Raw genomic sequence first — 14,708 nt, forward strand, 5'->3', positions numbered from 1 at the left:
TACGTAAATGCGTACACAAACATAGCATAAACATAGCACAACCAAAATCCAAGCAGGGGCTGAAATTATGACAAAGCCGGAATGCAATATACAAAAAAAGCTTCAAAACAATATAAAGTTTACAAACGATGAAATAAAAACCATTATGAATATTGTTCGTAACGAAATGAATTTTATGATTAGAAATAACATTATAATTACTCCAAAAAACTATGAAAGATGGTTTTATGTATTTTGCTATATTTTGGAAAAGAAAAAAGATCTGAGCGATTTTGAAATATTGGGTCTTTATAAAGAGTTTTATGAAGACCCTTTTGACGAGGTGAAAGAAAATACCGAAGAGCCGTATGAGACAAAACCAAAAGGTTTTATTAAAAAACTGAACAACATAGCTGAAGCAATAGATAAAAAACTTCTTGAAATAATAAATACGGTAGACAATCATCAAGACAACATAGGAACACATGCCGCATATATTGAAGAAGCCCAAAACGACATCTCTCCTCAGGAACTGCGCGAAAGCATTTCGAAAATATTGTCGGAACTTACTAAATTACGAACTGAAAATGAAAAAATGACAAAAGAGCTGAAAAAATACCATCAGGATGTAATTGCACTTCAGGATGAACTAAAGGTTGCCCGAAGCGAAGCTGAAGTAGATTTTCTTACCGGACTTTTAAACAGAAGAAGATTTGAAAGAGCGATTCTTGAGCTTTTGAATGATCTTCAAACCAGAAACTACCCTTTCTCCCTCGTTATCATAGATCTTGATGATTTCAAACAGATAAACGACACATACGGCCACCCTGTAGGAGACACTGTTTTAAAAGAGATGGCTATGATACTAAAAACCTTCCTTAGAGCAAACGCCATCGCTGCAAGAATCGGAGGAGAAGAGTTTGCGGTCATACTTCCCGGTTCTGAGCTTGAACAGGCCGTTCATATAGCCGAAAGACTCAGACGTGCAGTTGAAAACAGAACTTTTCAAGGACTCGAATTAAAAACTACTGCCAGTTTCGGCGTAACCGAAGCCAAAAAAAGCGATACTCTCGAAGAGATTTTCGAAAGAGCCGACAAAGCACTTTACGAAGCAAAAAAAACCGGTAAAAACAGAGTTGTTGCTTACTGATTCGCCAAAGAGTGATTGAGCCCTCTGAACTTTTTATGCTAAAATAGCGGCAAAAAATCTGGGACAAAAATGGAAAAAAAGCTATATGTCATATCTTTGGGCTGCACAAAAAACCTCGTAGATACCGAGGTTATGCTGGGACGTCTTCAAAATTTCTCTATGTGTGATACTCCCGAAGATGCTGATGTGATCATTGTTAATACATGTGGATTTATCGATGCTGCAAAAGAAGAGAGCATCCAGACTGTTTTAAACCTTCATCAGACAAGAAAAAAAGAGTCTCTGCTAGTTATGGCAGGATGCCTTAGCGAAAGATATAAAGAAGAGCTTCAAAAAGAGCTTATTGAGGTTGATATTTTTACCGGTGTAGGCGACTATAACAAAATAGACAGACTCATTGCCGAAAAAAAGAGCAGCTTTTCTTCAAAACCTTATCTTATCAAAGAGGAAAAAAGAGTCGTTACAGGCTCAAGCTGGCATGCCTTTGTAAAACTCAGTGAAGGGTGCAATCAGACCTGCAGCTTCTGTGCAATTCCTTCTTTCAAAGGAAAACTTCAATCAAGAGACGTGAATCTTGTAAAAAAAGAGGTTGAAAGGCTGACAAACGAAGATTTTTATGATTTCAGTTTCATTTCGCAGGACAGCAGCTCCTATCTTAGAGATTTTGGTATCAAAGAGGGCCTTATCACTCTTATAGACAAAATAGAAGAGATAGAAGGTGTCAAAAGCGCAAGGATACTCTATCTTTACCCCTCAACAACATCTTTAAAACTGATAGAAAAAATATCTTCTTCAAAAATTTTTCACAACTATTTTGAGATGCCGATACAGCATATAAGCGAAAAAATGCTTAAAATCATGAAGCGCGGAGTCGGAGCCGAAAAAACGAAAGAGCTACTGTACGCTATGAAAGATCTGCCCGGCTCCTTTATAAGAACAGGGGTTATAGTAGGACACCCCTCAGAGAGCGAGAAGGATTTCGAAGAGCTGTGTATTTTTCTGGAGGAGTTCGGATTTGACAGGGTAAACGTATTTGCTTACTCAGATGAAGAGGGAACACAATCTTTTGAAATGAGCGAAAAAATACCGCCTGAAACTATAGAAAAAAGAGTTGAAATCATAGAAGATATTGTGGCAAAAACCACTCTTGAAAGCCTGAAAAAAGAGGTAGGGAAAAGAGTAAAAGTTATCGTTGAAGGACCAAGCGAAGAGAGTGAAATGCTTATAGGTGCAAGAAAGCTTGAATGGGCACCAGATATTGACGGAGAGATACTGATAAATGAAAGCGAAATAGAAGGTCTTGAAGCCGGAAAAATATACACTGCCGAAATAACAGAGGTTGCGGCGGATAAACTGCTTGGAAAAATCATAGATGTTAAACAGTGATGCTCTGAATTTTTTAAAAAACAGAAAAAATCTGCTCGCCTTTTCAGGGGGAGTAGATTCGACTGCTCTCTTTTTTCTTCTTATGAAAGAGGAGGTTGAGTTTGATATAGCCACCGTAAACTATCGCTTAAGAGCGGCATCTGACAAAGAAGCGGAATATGCAAAAACGCTTGCCGAAAAATATGGCAAAAAAATTTTTCTCAAAATCGCGCCCCTATCGCCGCCGTCCATAGAAAAGAAAGCAAGAGACATAAGATATACTTTTTTTGAAGAGATTATCGAAAAAGAGGGATACGACAATCTTATTACCGCCCATCAGCTAAATGACCAACTCGAGTGGTTTTTGATGCAGCTCTCAAGAGGAGCGGGTCTTGTAGAGATGGTAGGACTGGATACTGTGAGCAAAAGAGATAGCTATACAGTAGTCCGTCCCCTTCTTTATACATCTAAAGATGAACTGCTCTGTTATCTGAAAGAAAACAAAATCCATTATTTCATTGACGAGTCAAACCTCTCTTTGGAATATAGAAGAAACTATTTCAGACACAGATTCTCAGACCCTCTTGTCAAAGAGTTTCAAAAAGGGATAAAAAGAAGCTTTGAGTTCCTTCATGTGGATAAAGAACTTCTTTTGAAAGAAAAAGCGATCCTGAAAATAAACAATCTCTATATTTTCAAAAATCCCAAAGATGATACAACAGCCATTCGGCTTATTGACAAAGCACTTAAAGAGATGGGATATGTAATGAGCCATGCCCAGAAAAAAGAGGTTTTGAAGCAAAGAGAGTGCGTAATTGCAGGACGTTTCGCCATCTCTTTAACTGAAGATTTTATATACGTATCACCTTTTGCAAAAACAAAAATGGACAAAGAGTTCAAAGAAGAGTGCAGAAAACTGGGCATCCCTCCGAACATCAGAGGATATATCTATAAAGAGAAAATAGATATTAAACAGATAGTGAGTATACTTTCAATATAAATTCCACTCTTATTTCATCATCTTTCTTTTCAAATTTTACGGGATAATCTATCTGCAACGGAAGTTTTCTGTTTTTTATATCTTCTATGAGTTCATAAAACTTTACCGGCGTCTCGATATTCATAGATATTTTGTATAAAACTATGTAAAGATTATCTTTTTTGACACTATTTTGCGGTTTTATATCGATATTTTTTCCATATTTTTTTATAATTTTTTCAATATCTTTTTCTGATATCGTATTTTTTGCCAACATCAGATTCTTTTCAAAACCGGCGAAGTCGCCCATGCTTTTACTAAGGTCTGTCTTCTTTTGTAAAATATCATCTATCTCTCTTTTAAGTAGTTCGATTTTGGTTTTAGTTTCACTGTATTGCTTCATATCCGGGATTATTATGAAAGAAATCAGTATATACAAAAAAGCGAGAAATAAAATTCCCAGACCAAGCCATTTGATTTTTGTACTGTAGAATTTTTGTATCATATTTTACTGCCTTTTCCCGATAGAAACAAATCTGTAGATTTTTCCACTTTTTTCTAATCTTGTCGTAAACTCAGGATAGACTCCCTTCAATGATTTTTGAATAAACTGTTCAAACTCCTCTTTTGAAAGTGATTCACCCTCAAGTAAAATATCATTTTTTCCAAACTCTGCTCTGGTTAATACTACAGAGTCAGGGATAAGATCAAAAATGTTTTTTATATTTTCTTTAAGAAGCGAATTTGTACTTAGAATATCTTGCATAGAAGTTTTCACAGTATTTAAATCTTTTAACAGTTTCTCTGTTTCATGAACTTCCAAAACCGTTTTATCTTTTTCGGTTTTCATTATCGATACTCTCTTCGCAAGAGAGTTTTCCTCAAATTTTATATAGACATCAATTGCTCCCAAAAAAAGAGCAATAACCAAAATCGCAGCAGTAAAAACTTTTATATAGAGTTTCTCTTTTTTTGAAGGTTTTGTGAAGCTAAACTTTTCAAACTCCTCTTTTTGCAAAAGAGCGGGCAGAACTTTTAAAATGTCAGTTTTTTCATACTTTAACGGAAGTAAAAGGGTCTCTTCTATTTTTTTAATATCGCCATATTTCCCAGCTGTTGCATCAAAAACGGCTATCTCTTCGATAAAATAGCAGCACTCCTCTTTGTAGAAGTTATGCAGAAAATCTTTTATAAACTCTTCGATGGAAAAGTTCTTTTTCAGTTTCTCATGAATACCGAAAATCGGCCTGTTTTCTTTAAATACTACTGCCGTAATAAACTCATCCTGCAAAAGCAGCCACAACCTGTTGGATATTTCATTTTGTTTGTAAAAGTAATATAGTATAAAAAATGGTGAAAAAAGATAGTCTATTTCATTAAATTTTTTTTTGAACTCTTCTACTGATACTTTTTGGGTCTTAACAAACCAACCATCCTCTGCCGTTTTGCTTTTTATAAAATCCCTGCCTATCTCCTTTGTCTTTTTTATACACTCTATCGATTGGGAAGACTCATTTAAAAGTGAAACAATTGTAACATTTTGACCAAAACTTTTTATGTATTTTTTAAACTCATCAGATTTTTCACCAAGCAGATTTACGGAAAATTTTCGTCTTTGTTCATTTAGAATCAGACCGTTTTTTATTTCGGTAAAAATAGAAAAAATAGTATTACCGCTTTGATAAAAAGAGAGAATTTTATCCCGTCCGCTTAGCACATAAAGACCTTTTTATTTTTATTTTATCAATTTTAACTCAAAAAGGCTCTGAAAGTCTTTTTTTTATATACTCTTTTGCTTCTTTACTCTCCATATCGGTCACTTTGAAAGGCTCCGAGGCCATGAAGGTCAGTTTTGAAAAAGGTTTCGGAATAATAAACCTGTCCCAGCTTTTCAACTGCCAGTAAGAGGAGGCTTTGTATCTGAAGGGCACTATATAAGCATCTGCTTTTTTGGATATAGCAATAATGCCATCGGCTACAGAGTGTCTAGGCCCTTTCGGACCATCAGGCGTTATGGCTATGTCATAACCCTCTCGCATCTTTTTTATTGCTTTTAGGAGAACTTTTACAGAGCCCCTGGTACTAGAACCTCTGATAGACTCGAACCCAAAGTATCTTATAATGCCCGCTATTATCTCTCCGTCAAAATGTTCACTTATCATACATGCGATTTTAGGCTTTTTCCTGACTTTTTTGTATAGATAAGGCTGCATAAGAAGCTCACCATGCCATAAAGCCGCTATGAAAGGCTCATTTGGCATATCACCCTTGATAACATACTCTTTTTTACATGTTAGATAAATCCCTTTTATTATAAGATAACCGAGTGATGGAAAGATTTTTGAAAGAAATCTTCTTTTTAAATCTTTATGCAATAACCTCTCCCTCTAAAGAGAGCCTACCGGGTTTTGTTATCTTTACATCTCTAAACTCGCCCAAAAGTTCCTCGGAACCTTTTACCTTGATGATAAAATTGTTGTCACTCCTTCCGGCCACATATCCGCCCGGTTTTAGTTCCTCAAAATATACATTGAACACTTTGCCTTTTTGTTTCTTTGCTATATCATCAAGCATCTCTTTATGCATCTCCTGCAGCAGGGACAGTCTTTCACTTGCAATTTCCTGCGGCACCTGATCTTCATAATCTTTTGCGGGCGTTAAAGGTCTTGGCGAGTATTTGAAGCTGAAAATCTGCTCAAACTTCACCTTTTTTACAACATCTAGTGTATCTTCGAAATCCTTATCATTCTCTCCTGGAAATCCGACTATTATATCTGTGGAGATATGGACATCAGGCACCATTTCTCTAAGCTTGAAAGCTCTGTTCAAAAACCACTCTTTTGTGTATCCTCTTTTCATGCGCCTGAGTATCTCAGTTGAACCGCTTTGCAAAGGCATATGCATAGATTTACATATCTTCGGATTTGAGGCAAACTCTTCCAAAAACTCATCATCCATATGCAGAGGATGCGGAGATGTAAAACGAATCCTCTCTATTCCTTCTATTTGGCTTACACGTCTTAAAAGTTCTGTGAAGTTTATCTTTTCATCGCCGGAACTAAATCTTCTGCCGTAATTGTTCACATTCTGCCCGAGTAGAAATATCTCTTTGGCTCCACTCTGAGCCGCTCTTCTGGCTTCATTTATAATAAGCTCGGAGGGGATAGATATCTCTTCTCCCCTGGTACTTGGAACTATGCAGAATGTACACTGTTTATCACACCCTATCGAAATATTTATATATGCTTTATACGGAGAACTTCTGAAATCACTGAAAGCGTAGGTACTCTCATCATAATCTATATCTATCTCCACCGCTTTTTCTTTATGGAGTACCTCTGTTATTTTGGATACGTTTCTGGCTCCCAAAACAAAACTAACATAAGGAGCCCTTTTTATTATCTCTTCTCCGAGATGACTGGCCGTACAGCCGCATACTCCTATTTTTGCATCTTTTTTTTTGATTTTATTAAAATGTCCAATTTCTGAAAAAAGCTTGTGTACCGGTTTTTCCCTAACACTACAGGTATTTATAAGAATGAGATCGGCTTCATTGATATCTTCTGTTAGATCGTAGCTCTCTTTTGTTTTAAGTTCTGCAATGATATGTTCGCTATCTCTTACATTCATCGCACAGCCGAGAGTCTCAATATATAACTTTTTGCCCAAATTACTACCTCTTTTATATTTTTTATTTTAGAATATGCACTTCATAAAGATATTCGTTTTCATCAAGACCGTATTTTACCTCTCTTAGATACACACTGTACCCTTTGTTTTCAAAATATTCAACAAGTTCTACGAGATCTTTATGAGCATTTTCTCTATCAAAATAGAAGATTTTTTGTCCCTCTTTTTCAAGCTCCTCTTCGATCTTTTCCAGTTTTATAGATTTTGGTTTTGACTTAAGTTCATTTCTTGCCAGTTTCAATTCCATTTATAGCCTTTTTCATGTTTTTTTCTACTCTTTCGGGTTTCAAACGCCCCTTAAAGTAATTATGATATTATATCAAAAAAGTCACCTTTTATTGATTTTATACTAAAGTTAAAATTAAACTTAATAAAAGCCAAAATCAAGTATAATTATAACTACCTCCAAAGAATCTGCAAGGTCAAATATAATCCAATAAAATATTACAAACAACAAAAGGAAAGAAGTGGAAAAGATAGTAGATATTATAGACTCTATTGCACATGAAAAAGGTTTAAAAGTTGAAGATGTAACAGAAGCTATAAAAAATGCCATAGCAAGAACTGCAAAAAGAGTATTGGGCGAAAATCTGGAATTTGAAGTAGAAATAGACAAACAGAGCAAAAAAGCCGATGTGTTTCAAAAAATACTAGTTGTAGAAGATGATGACGAAAGAGCAAAAGAAGAGCCGGACAGATATATAACACTTAGTGATGCTAAAGAGATCAATAAAGATGTAGAACCGGGCGACGAGCTTAGATATCCCGTCGATTTTGAAAGTCTGGGACGAACAGCCGCCGTAACACTGCAAAAAGAGATCGAATACCATATCCAAAGACTCATCGAACAGGAACTTTTTAAAAAATACCAGAATAAAGTGGGAAAAATTATTAGCGGAACGGTTACTAGAATAGACTCAAATCAAAATACATATGTTGAAATCGATGAAGTCAGAGCAATACTGCCCATGAGATACCGCATAAAAGGCGAGTATTTCAAACCCGGAGATGTAGTAAAGGCTATTTTGAAAAAAGTTGTCATAGACAAAGTTCACGGCATCTACCTGGAGCTCTCCAGAACTACTCCCAAATTCCTGGAAGAGCTTTTGAAACTCGAAGTACCTGAGATCAAAGACGGTCTTGTAACTATAGAAAAAGTGGCAAGAATACCGGGTGAAAGAGCGAAAGTGGCGGTAAGTTCCATCAGTCCGAAAATCGATCCCGTAGGTGCCTGCGTCGGAGTCAGGGGCGTAAGAATAAATGCGGTCAGCAAAGAACTAAACGGTGAAAGTATAGACTGTATCGAATACTCAAGCATCCCAGAAATATTTGTTGCCAGAAGCCTCAGTCCTGCAATTATAACCAGTGTTAAAATTGAGGGTGACAAAGCGATAGTGACTCTTCCTAGCGACCAAAAATCTAAAGCTATAGGAAAAAGCGGTATCAATATCCGTCTTGCGTCCATGCTTACGGGATATGAGATTGAACTCATCGAAAAAGAGGGCGGTATCCAAACAGCCGAAGAGACACCAAAAGAGGAAGGTAAACCGAAAATTACTCTCGAGGATCTTTTTAAAGAATAAAAGAGGCAAATAAAAAAGTGTTCGCAGGTTTTTAAAAAATAACGACTAACGGGACAGATTAATGAAAATTATATTGAAGAAACTGGTCTATATAACACTTATGCTGTTTATCATATCTCTCATCTCTTTTCTTGCCATACACGCAGCCCCAAACAGTTTCTTCAGTGCCGGAGAACTAAACCCAAATATCACAAAAGAGTCCCTTGAGCATCTAAAATCCATATATGGCCTCGACAAGCCTCTTTGGGAACAGTATCTATCTTGGATATGGGCTATGATCCATTTCGATTTCGGTGTATCTTTTGCTAGCGGGAAAAATGTAACTTCTGAGATTCTTGCTAGGCTTCCCGTAACACTGGGTATAAATATTGTAAGTATGGCTATCGTTTTTACTCTCTCTCTTTACCTTGGTGTAAAATCGGCTCTTAGACAAAACGGAAAACTCGATAAAGTCATTAAACAACTTTCACTGTTGAGTTTTTCCATGCCTTCTTTTTATCTAGCCCTTCTGCTTATCATAATATTTGCGGTAGAACTGAATCTTTTCCCTATCGGCGGGCTTCACTCTCTTGAGCTAAAAACCGGGATCGCGTATTATTTAGATATTGCCTGGCATCTAGTTTTACCTATATTTGTCATCGTTTTTGTAAGCTTTGGCTCTATGGCCATGTATGTAAGATCCCTTACAACAGATATAATAAAGAGTGACTATATATACTTTGCAAAGGCGAGAGGTGCCGATGAGAAGACGATAGTAAAAAAGTTTATTCTACCGAACCTTTCACCACCTCTCATTACAATACTGGGGCTCTCCTTACCCGGACTGATAGGAGGAAGCGTAATATTAGAATCCATATTTTCGATAAACGGTATGGGTCTTCTTTTTTACCAGTCCGCTTTAAGCCGCGATTATCCGGTAATAATGGGTATACTTATTATAACCGCATTTCTAACGCTGCTTGGAAATATACTTGCCGATCTTATACTCTTAAAATTGAATCCCTATTTCAAAAGAGAATAATAGTATTTATTTTTATCTGACTCTGTGAAGCTTCACATCAACCATCTTTTCCATCTTTTCACTCTCATCATAAAGAGTATTCATATCCGGTGAAAATCTAAGATTTCTCGATATACCACCAAAAGAGATAAAACCCAGCCTAGCTCCTTCACCAATATTTACTATAACTTTACCGCTCTTTTCATCAAGATACTCTACCGACCACTTCCCTTCAACTGTCTCTTTATCTCTTTTGAAAATAGCTTTATCTTTATCAAAGATATATTTTACAGAGCCGTCATCTGACTCCCACTCTCCCAAAAGAGCTTTGGCAAATCTGCTGTCTTTGTATTTTTCACTCGTTTTGTTTGTCAAAGTATTTGCCGTTTCGATATCTTTTGCCGCAACCTCTTCCCATGTGCCGTCTTTTTTGAGAGCTATGGTTTTATTGCCCTTTTTAATAACGGTCACCTCTTCCCAGGTACCGTCATCTTTTAGAAGAACAGTTTTTCCATTTTCGAGAGTTATGTACTCAGCCGCATAAGCAAACATAAAAGCTGCCATGATAAAAGAAAGTTTTTTCAGCATTTTGACTCCTTGAATTTTTGAATCGTTTAGTGATAGATAGCAATAAATCGTCTGTTGACGGTATCTGTAGATTCTACTCTTTTGCCAATAGTCAATTTTATAGGGGTTTTGCATAAAAAGGGGTTAAAAAAGTGCATAAAAAAAGCCCGGACAAAAGTCCGGGCAGTAATTGCTTCTAAAGTTTTATTAGAAGTTGTAAGTAAGATATACTTGAACAGTATTGTAGCTGTCTGCATTTCCGTTTGCATCAACATTTTGATTATCAGCATCTGTATATATGTATGCTAGAGTTGTATTAAGACTTCCATATGATTTAGTCGCAGTCAAAGTAAATTCAGTCATATCATACGGCATAGTAACATTTTTAGCTTTATCTTGATCAGTGGATGTATAGTAAGCACCGAACTCAGCAACATCTTTCATATCATATTTAACAGTTATGTTGTATGCATCTGTAGCAGGCGCACTAACATATCCGTAGTTCCACCATGCTTCAGTATACAGTTTTGACTGTGTTCCAGCTGTATTTGCGATATTCACAACACCATCATCATCGGTTGAAGAGTAAGAAACGCAAGCTTTGAGTCCAGGAACAGCATCTTTAAAGTCATATCCAACTTTCAACGCCCATGCAGAACTCTCATCAGGTGTAATTTCGTTATCAGGATTTAAATTTGCATATTGCGCACCAAATATAAAATTAGGCACAGCATTTTTTACATCCGCTTCAAGCCAGTATGCTCTTGCAATTTGCTGAACGTCATAATACCATGCCTGAAGTGTAACATTTTCTATAGAGTTGTTTATAGCACCTACTGCATATGCTCCATTAGTTCCAAAAGTAACAAATGGATCAGCTCCATTTGCAGCATTTCTAACTATGTTAGTATAAGTACCAGCACCAGTTCTACCTAAAACACCACTGGCATTATTTCCTCTACCTATCCATGCAGCTACCAAAGTGGTATTTGGAACATCGCTGTTTAAAACAACCGCCGCATCAAAAGTGTTTTGAGCTATAGACCAAGTTTCACTAAATGCAAGAGGGGTGTCGATAGCCTGTCTACCTACTTTTATAGTAGTGTTCGCAATACTTTTCGCAAGCCAAGCTTCACTAACCCACCATTGATTGCCTAATCCGCCTTCCCATACATTGCTTACAAGATTGTTTTCCAATCCAAGTGTATTCAATGCAGTAATCGCTACTTTACCCTTAGCGCTATCTGCCAAATCAGCTTCTACCGCCAAATCGAGAGCTGCCTGTCCCGCACTATTGTTTTTACTAAAAAGATCACCCGTTGCCGGTCTTATACCAATTTGATTATTGTCTCCATCCTGTGTTGCATAAAATAGTTTCGCATCACCGCTTACTTTTATATTATTTACATCAGCGAACGCAGAAACACCAAGCGCTAACAATGCTGCAAGACTCAGTTTTGCATACTTCATTCCTTACTCCTTTGCTAATTAAAATTTGAAAATTAACTCCCACGGACAGAATTATAACACACTTTTCTTAAAGTTTTGTTACAAATATGTGAGATTTATTAAACTTTCCTTAAATTATATACTTTTTGGTATGTTTTCCGCTCTGCTATGTTACTTTTTGTGCATGTCCCAGAGTAACGATGTTTTCCCATCTTTCTCTTCAATCTCAGCCAGACCCATTATGTGATATCCACCATCCACATGATGAACTTCTCCGGTCACTCCACTGGCAAGATCACTAAGCAGATACATACCGCTTTGACCCACTTCATCAATTGTAATATTTCTTCTTAAGGGAGAGTTTATCTCATTCCATTTCAGCAGAAGTCTGAAGTCTCCTATACCACTAGCCGCCAATGTCTTTATAGGACCTGCGCTGATGGCGTTTACTCTGATGTTTTGCGGTCCCAGGTCGGCTGCAAGGTATCTAACGCTTGCTTCCAAAGCAGCTTTTGCGACGCCCATAACGTTATAGTGAGGAATATATTTTTCCGCTCCGAGATAAGAGAGAGTGAGTATTGAACCTCCTTCATTCATAACCGGCAATAAAGTTTTGGTAAGTTCTATCAAACTAAATACGGAGATATCCATAGCTATATTGAAAGCATCTTTAGTAGTGTTTATAAACCTTCCGTCAAGTGCGCTTTTCGGTGCGAAAGCTACGGAATGTACAAAAAAGTCTATTTTTCCGAAATCTTTTTCGATAGCCTTTTTTAAAGCTTCCAGTTCCTCTGGTTTACTTACGTCCAGTTGATACACTTTATCGCTACCCAACTCTTCAGCTATAGGTACCACTCTCTTTTTTAAAGAATCGTTCATATATGTAAAACAAAGCTCTGCTCCCTGCTCGTGGCACGCTTTTGCTATACCGTAAGCGATAGATTTATTGTTGGCTACCCCTACTATTAAACCTCTCTTTCCTTTCATCAACATTTTTGCTCCTTGTGCAAAGTAAAAAATTTATTGGCACTGTTCAACAATCGTTATCATCTCGATAAAACTGTCAACATCCCAACTTGCTGTGCCAATCAAAGCTCCGCCGCATCCTGCGATAGAAACTATCTCTTTAATATTGGAAGGCTTGACACTACCTCCATAGAGTATAGGTGCTTTTGTAAGATTGGAGATGAAACTTATCGTCTCTTCTATCTGAACAGGCTCGGCACTCAGGCCGGTACCTATGGCCCATACCGGCTCATATGCAACTATGAGTTTTTCATATTTCGTATCTATACCGGAAAACTGGAGCTTGATATACTCTTGAAGCGCATCTTCGCCTTCGCGTCTGATCTCAAGCGGCTCTCCAACGCAGTAGACTATCTTAAACCCTCTATCTTTGAAAAAGTTAAATTTCTCGGCTATAAAACCCTGGTTTTCTCCGAGTATATGCCTTCTTTCACTATGTCCTATCAAAACAGTTTTTATATCAAACTCTTCAAGTTGTTCAAGTCCTATTTCGCCAGTAAATGAGCCCTTCTCGGCAGGGTATGCATTTTGAGCGCCCAAAGTTATGTTTTCGCAAAGCTCAAAATCGTCAAATGCGGTAAATGGAGGAAATATATAAATATCCTCGGATACGGAATTTTCTTTTACATATGAAACAAGTTTTTCCAGATACTTTGCTGTTGATTTTCTGGTATGGTTTGTCTTAAAGTTGGCCGCTATTATCACTCTTCTTCTCCGTTCTCTACCATAAGAGCTGCGATACCAGGAAGTGTTTTGCCTTCAATCAGCTCTAAACTTGCACCTCCTCCGGTTGAGATAAAAGTCATCTCTTCATCATCTCCGGCTCTTTGTACCAAATCTGCGGTATCACCGCCCCCTACTACCTTGACGGCATACGACTGTGCTATAAAATGGGATATCTGAAAACTTCCTCTGGCAAATTTGTCCATCTCATATACGCCCATCGGTCCGTTCCAAAGAATTGTCTGTGCATCATTGAGAGCTTCTCTGAAAAGCCTTACAGTCGCAGGACCGATATCAAGTCCCATCCAGCCTCTGGGTATCTCCTTGTATGTGACATATTTTATGGGAGAGTCTTCACTGAATGTCTGGGCAACTACCAGGTCAACAGGCAGATACAGCTTTACCCCTAGTCTCTTGGCCTCTTCCATAATCTTTGCGGCTTCATCTATCAAATCGTCTTCCACCAAAGAGTTTCCAACCTCTTCTCCCATAGCTTTTAGAAATGTAAAAGCCATTCCTCCGCCAATAAGCATTTTATCAACTTTTGGCAAAAGATTTATCAAGGCCTGAAGTTTTCCTGAAACCTTGCTCCCGCCTATAACCGCAACAAATGGTCGCGTAGGTCTTTTTAACAGATGATGAAAAAATTTAATCTCTTTTAAAAGCAAAAATCCTGCTCCTTTGTGCTCTTCGTCATAAAAATGTGTAACGGCTTCAACGGAAGCATGGGCTCTGTGACTTACGCCAAAAGCATCATTTATATATATTTCACCAAACTTTGCAAGCTCTTTTGCAAATTCGGGATCGTTTTTTGTTTCGCCTTTTTCAAACCTTAGATTTTCCAAAAGCAATATTTCACCGTTCTTAAGATTTTTGGCTTTTGTCTTGGCATCTTCGCCGATTACATCCTTTGCCATAATAATATCAAGTTTCAATAAAGAGTGAAGCCTTCTGGCAACCGGTTTCAAAGAGTACTTTTCTTCAAAACCTTTCGGTCGTCCAAGATGACTTGCAAGTACAATTTTGCAGTCATGGTCCAGACAGTATCTGATAGTCTGCAGCGCCGAACGAATTCTTCTGTCATCCGTTATATTTCCGAATTCATCCATCGGAACATTAAAATCACATCTTATAAATACGCTTTTATTTGCGATATCGAGCTCTTTTATCGATTTTATATGCACCCAAACTCCTTAT

At 37.3% G+C, this 14,708-nt stretch carries 15 protein-coding genes; 5 read left to right on the plus strand and 10 right to left on the minus strand.

Annotation, left to right across the window (positions count from 1 at the left end):
- Positions 1 to 67 precede the first annotated feature (67 nt).
- The 3 genes from EPR_RS07950 (at position 68) to tilS (ending at position 3,494) form a co-directional block, all read left to right on the plus strand.
- A complete protein-coding gene (locus EPR_RS07950) occupies positions 68 to 1,129 on the plus strand; it encodes a diguanylate cyclase (RefSeq protein WP_200762691.1) in 1,062 nt (353 codons plus the stop codon).
- Between the two features lie 69 nt (positions 1,130 to 1,198).
- The gene (rimO, locus tag EPR_RS07955; RefSeq protein ID WP_200762692.1) at positions 1,199 to 2,515 is read left to right on the plus strand and encodes a 30S ribosomal protein S12 methylthiotransferase RimO; all 1,317 of its coding nucleotides are present in this window, start codon (positions 1,199 to 1,201) and stop codon (positions 2,513 to 2,515) included.
- Positions 2,502 to 3,494, plus strand: a complete 993-nt coding sequence (tilS, locus tag EPR_RS07960; RefSeq protein ID WP_200762693.1) for a tRNA lysidine(34) synthetase TilS — start codon at positions 2,502 to 2,504, stop codon at positions 3,492 to 3,494. Before rimO ends, tilS begins: the two co-directional genes overlap by 14 nt.
- On the opposite strand, the gene EPR_RS07965 is transcribed toward tilS, so the two are convergent.
- The 5 genes from EPR_RS07965 to EPR_RS07985 are packed head-to-tail and all read right to left on the minus strand — an operon-like array spanning position 3,463 to position 7,410.
- Positions 3,463 to 3,978, minus strand: a complete 516-nt coding sequence (locus EPR_RS07965) for a hypothetical protein (protein WP_200762694.1) — start codon at positions 3,976 to 3,978, stop codon at positions 3,463 to 3,465. The two genes, tilS and EPR_RS07965, sit on opposite strands and share 32 nt — an antisense overlap.
- A 3-nt stretch (positions 3,979 to 3,981) precedes the next feature.
- Positions 3,982 to 5,190 carry a hypothetical protein gene (locus EPR_RS07970; protein WP_200762695.1) on the minus strand — a complete coding sequence of 403 codons (1,209 nt, stop codon included), beginning with the start codon at positions 5,188 to 5,190 and terminating at the stop codon, positions 3,982 to 3,984.
- Positions 5,191 to 5,227: 37 nt separating this feature from the next.
- Entirely contained in the window at positions 5,228 to 5,848 is a 621-nt protein-coding gene (locus tag EPR_RS07975; RefSeq protein ID WP_200762696.1) for a lysophospholipid acyltransferase family protein, read from the minus strand.
- Positions 5,841 to 7,142 (minus strand): tRNA (N6-isopentenyl adenosine(37)-C2)-methylthiotransferase MiaB, encoded by a 1,302-nt coding sequence (gene miaB / locus EPR_RS07980; RefSeq protein ID WP_200762697.1) that lies wholly within the window; start codon positions 7,140 to 7,142, stop codon positions 5,841 to 5,843. The genes EPR_RS07975 and miaB overlap by 8 nt, the downstream gene beginning before the upstream one ends.
- Before the next feature lie 22 nt (positions 7,143 to 7,164).
- Positions 7,165 to 7,410, minus strand: coding sequence for an HP0268 family nuclease (locus EPR_RS07985; RefSeq protein WP_200762698.1), 246 nt, complete (start codon positions 7,408 to 7,410; stop codon positions 7,165 to 7,167).
- A gap of 220 nt (positions 7,411 to 7,630) precedes the next feature.
- Here EPR_RS07985 and nusA point away from each other — a divergent pair, with 220 nt between their 5' ends.
- Together nusA and EPR_RS07995 are read left to right on the plus strand one after the other, a co-directional pair.
- Positions 7,631 to 8,746: a transcription termination factor NusA gene (gene nusA, locus EPR_RS07990; protein ID WP_200762699.1), complete on the plus strand. Its 1,116-nt coding sequence runs from the start codon at positions 7,631 to 7,633 to the stop codon at positions 8,744 to 8,746.
- A gap of 61 nt (positions 8,747 to 8,807) precedes the next feature.
- Positions 8,808 to 9,767, plus strand: coding sequence for an ABC transporter permease (locus EPR_RS07995; protein ID WP_200762700.1), 960 nt, complete (start codon positions 8,808 to 8,810; stop codon positions 9,765 to 9,767).
- A gap of 12 nt (positions 9,768 to 9,779) precedes the next feature.
- Here the strand turns inward: EPR_RS07995 and EPR_RS08000 are convergent, their stop codons facing one another.
- From EPR_RS08000 to EPR_RS08020, 5 genes are all read right to left on the minus strand, one after another.
- The gene (locus EPR_RS08000) at positions 9,780 to 10,334 is read right to left on the minus strand and encodes a DUF3157 family protein (protein WP_200762701.1); all 555 of its coding nucleotides are present in this window, start codon (positions 10,332 to 10,334) and stop codon (positions 9,780 to 9,782) included.
- 186 nt (positions 10,335 to 10,520) lie between these two features.
- Positions 10,521 to 11,783 carry a hypothetical protein gene (locus tag EPR_RS08005; protein ID WP_200762702.1) on the minus strand — a complete coding sequence of 421 codons (1,263 nt, stop codon included), beginning with the start codon at positions 11,781 to 11,783 and terminating at the stop codon, positions 10,521 to 10,523.
- A gap of 150 nt (positions 11,784 to 11,933) precedes the next feature.
- Complete coding sequence (gene fabI, locus EPR_RS08010; RefSeq protein WP_200762703.1) at positions 11,934 to 12,755, minus strand: enoyl-ACP reductase FabI; 822 nt, start codon at positions 12,753 to 12,755, stop codon at positions 11,934 to 11,936.
- A gap of 27 nt (positions 12,756 to 12,782) precedes the next feature.
- Positions 12,783 to 13,493, minus strand: a complete 711-nt coding sequence (locus EPR_RS08015) for a triose-phosphate isomerase (RefSeq protein ID WP_200762704.1) — start codon at positions 13,491 to 13,493, stop codon at positions 12,783 to 12,785.
- Positions 13,490 to 14,695, minus strand: a complete 1,206-nt coding sequence (locus EPR_RS08020) for a phosphoglycerate kinase (protein WP_200762705.1) — start codon at positions 14,693 to 14,695, stop codon at positions 13,490 to 13,492. Before EPR_RS08020 ends, EPR_RS08015 begins: the two co-directional genes overlap by 4 nt.
- Positions 14,696 to 14,708: the final 13 nt, after the last annotated feature.

The sequence above is a fragment of the Nitrosophilus alvini genome (assembly GCF_015100395.1).
In the GTDB taxonomy this organism is placed as follows: domain Bacteria; phylum Campylobacterota; class Campylobacteria; order Campylobacterales; family Nitratiruptoraceae; genus Nitrosophilus; species Nitrosophilus alvini.

Bases quoted from the DNA above. Each gene is read 5' to 3' on its own strand.
- EPR_RS07950 (WP_200762691.1), top strand. From the start codon at position 68: ATGACAAAGCCGGAATGCAATATACAAAAAAAGCTTCAAAACAATATA.
- rimO (WP_200762692.1), top strand. From the start codon at position 1,199: ATGGAAAAAAAGCTATATGTCATATCTTTGGGCTGCACAAAAAACCTC.
- tilS (WP_200762693.1), top strand. From the start codon at position 2,502: ATGTTAAACAGTGATGCTCTGAATTTTTTAAAAAACAGAAAAAATCTG.
- EPR_RS07965 (WP_200762694.1), bottom strand. From the start codon at position 3,978: ATGATACAAAAATTCTACAGTACAAAAATCAAATGGCTTGGTCTGGGA.
- EPR_RS07985 (WP_200762698.1), bottom strand. From the start codon at position 7,410: ATGGAATTGAAACTGGCAAGAAATGAACTTAAGTCAAAACCAAAATCT.
- EPR_RS07995 (WP_200762700.1), top strand. From the start codon at position 8,808: ATGAAAATTATATTGAAGAAACTGGTCTATATAACACTTATGCTGTTT.
- EPR_RS08000 (WP_200762701.1), bottom strand. From the start codon at position 10,334: ATGCTGAAAAAACTTTCTTTTATCATGGCAGCTTTTATGTTTGCTTAT.
- EPR_RS08005 (WP_200762702.1), bottom strand. From the start codon at position 11,783: ATGAAGTATGCAAAACTGAGTCTTGCAGCATTGTTAGCGCTTGGTGTT.
- fabI (WP_200762703.1), bottom strand. From the start codon at position 12,755: ATGTTGATGAAAGGAAAGAGAGGTTTAATAGTAGGGGTAGCCAACAAT.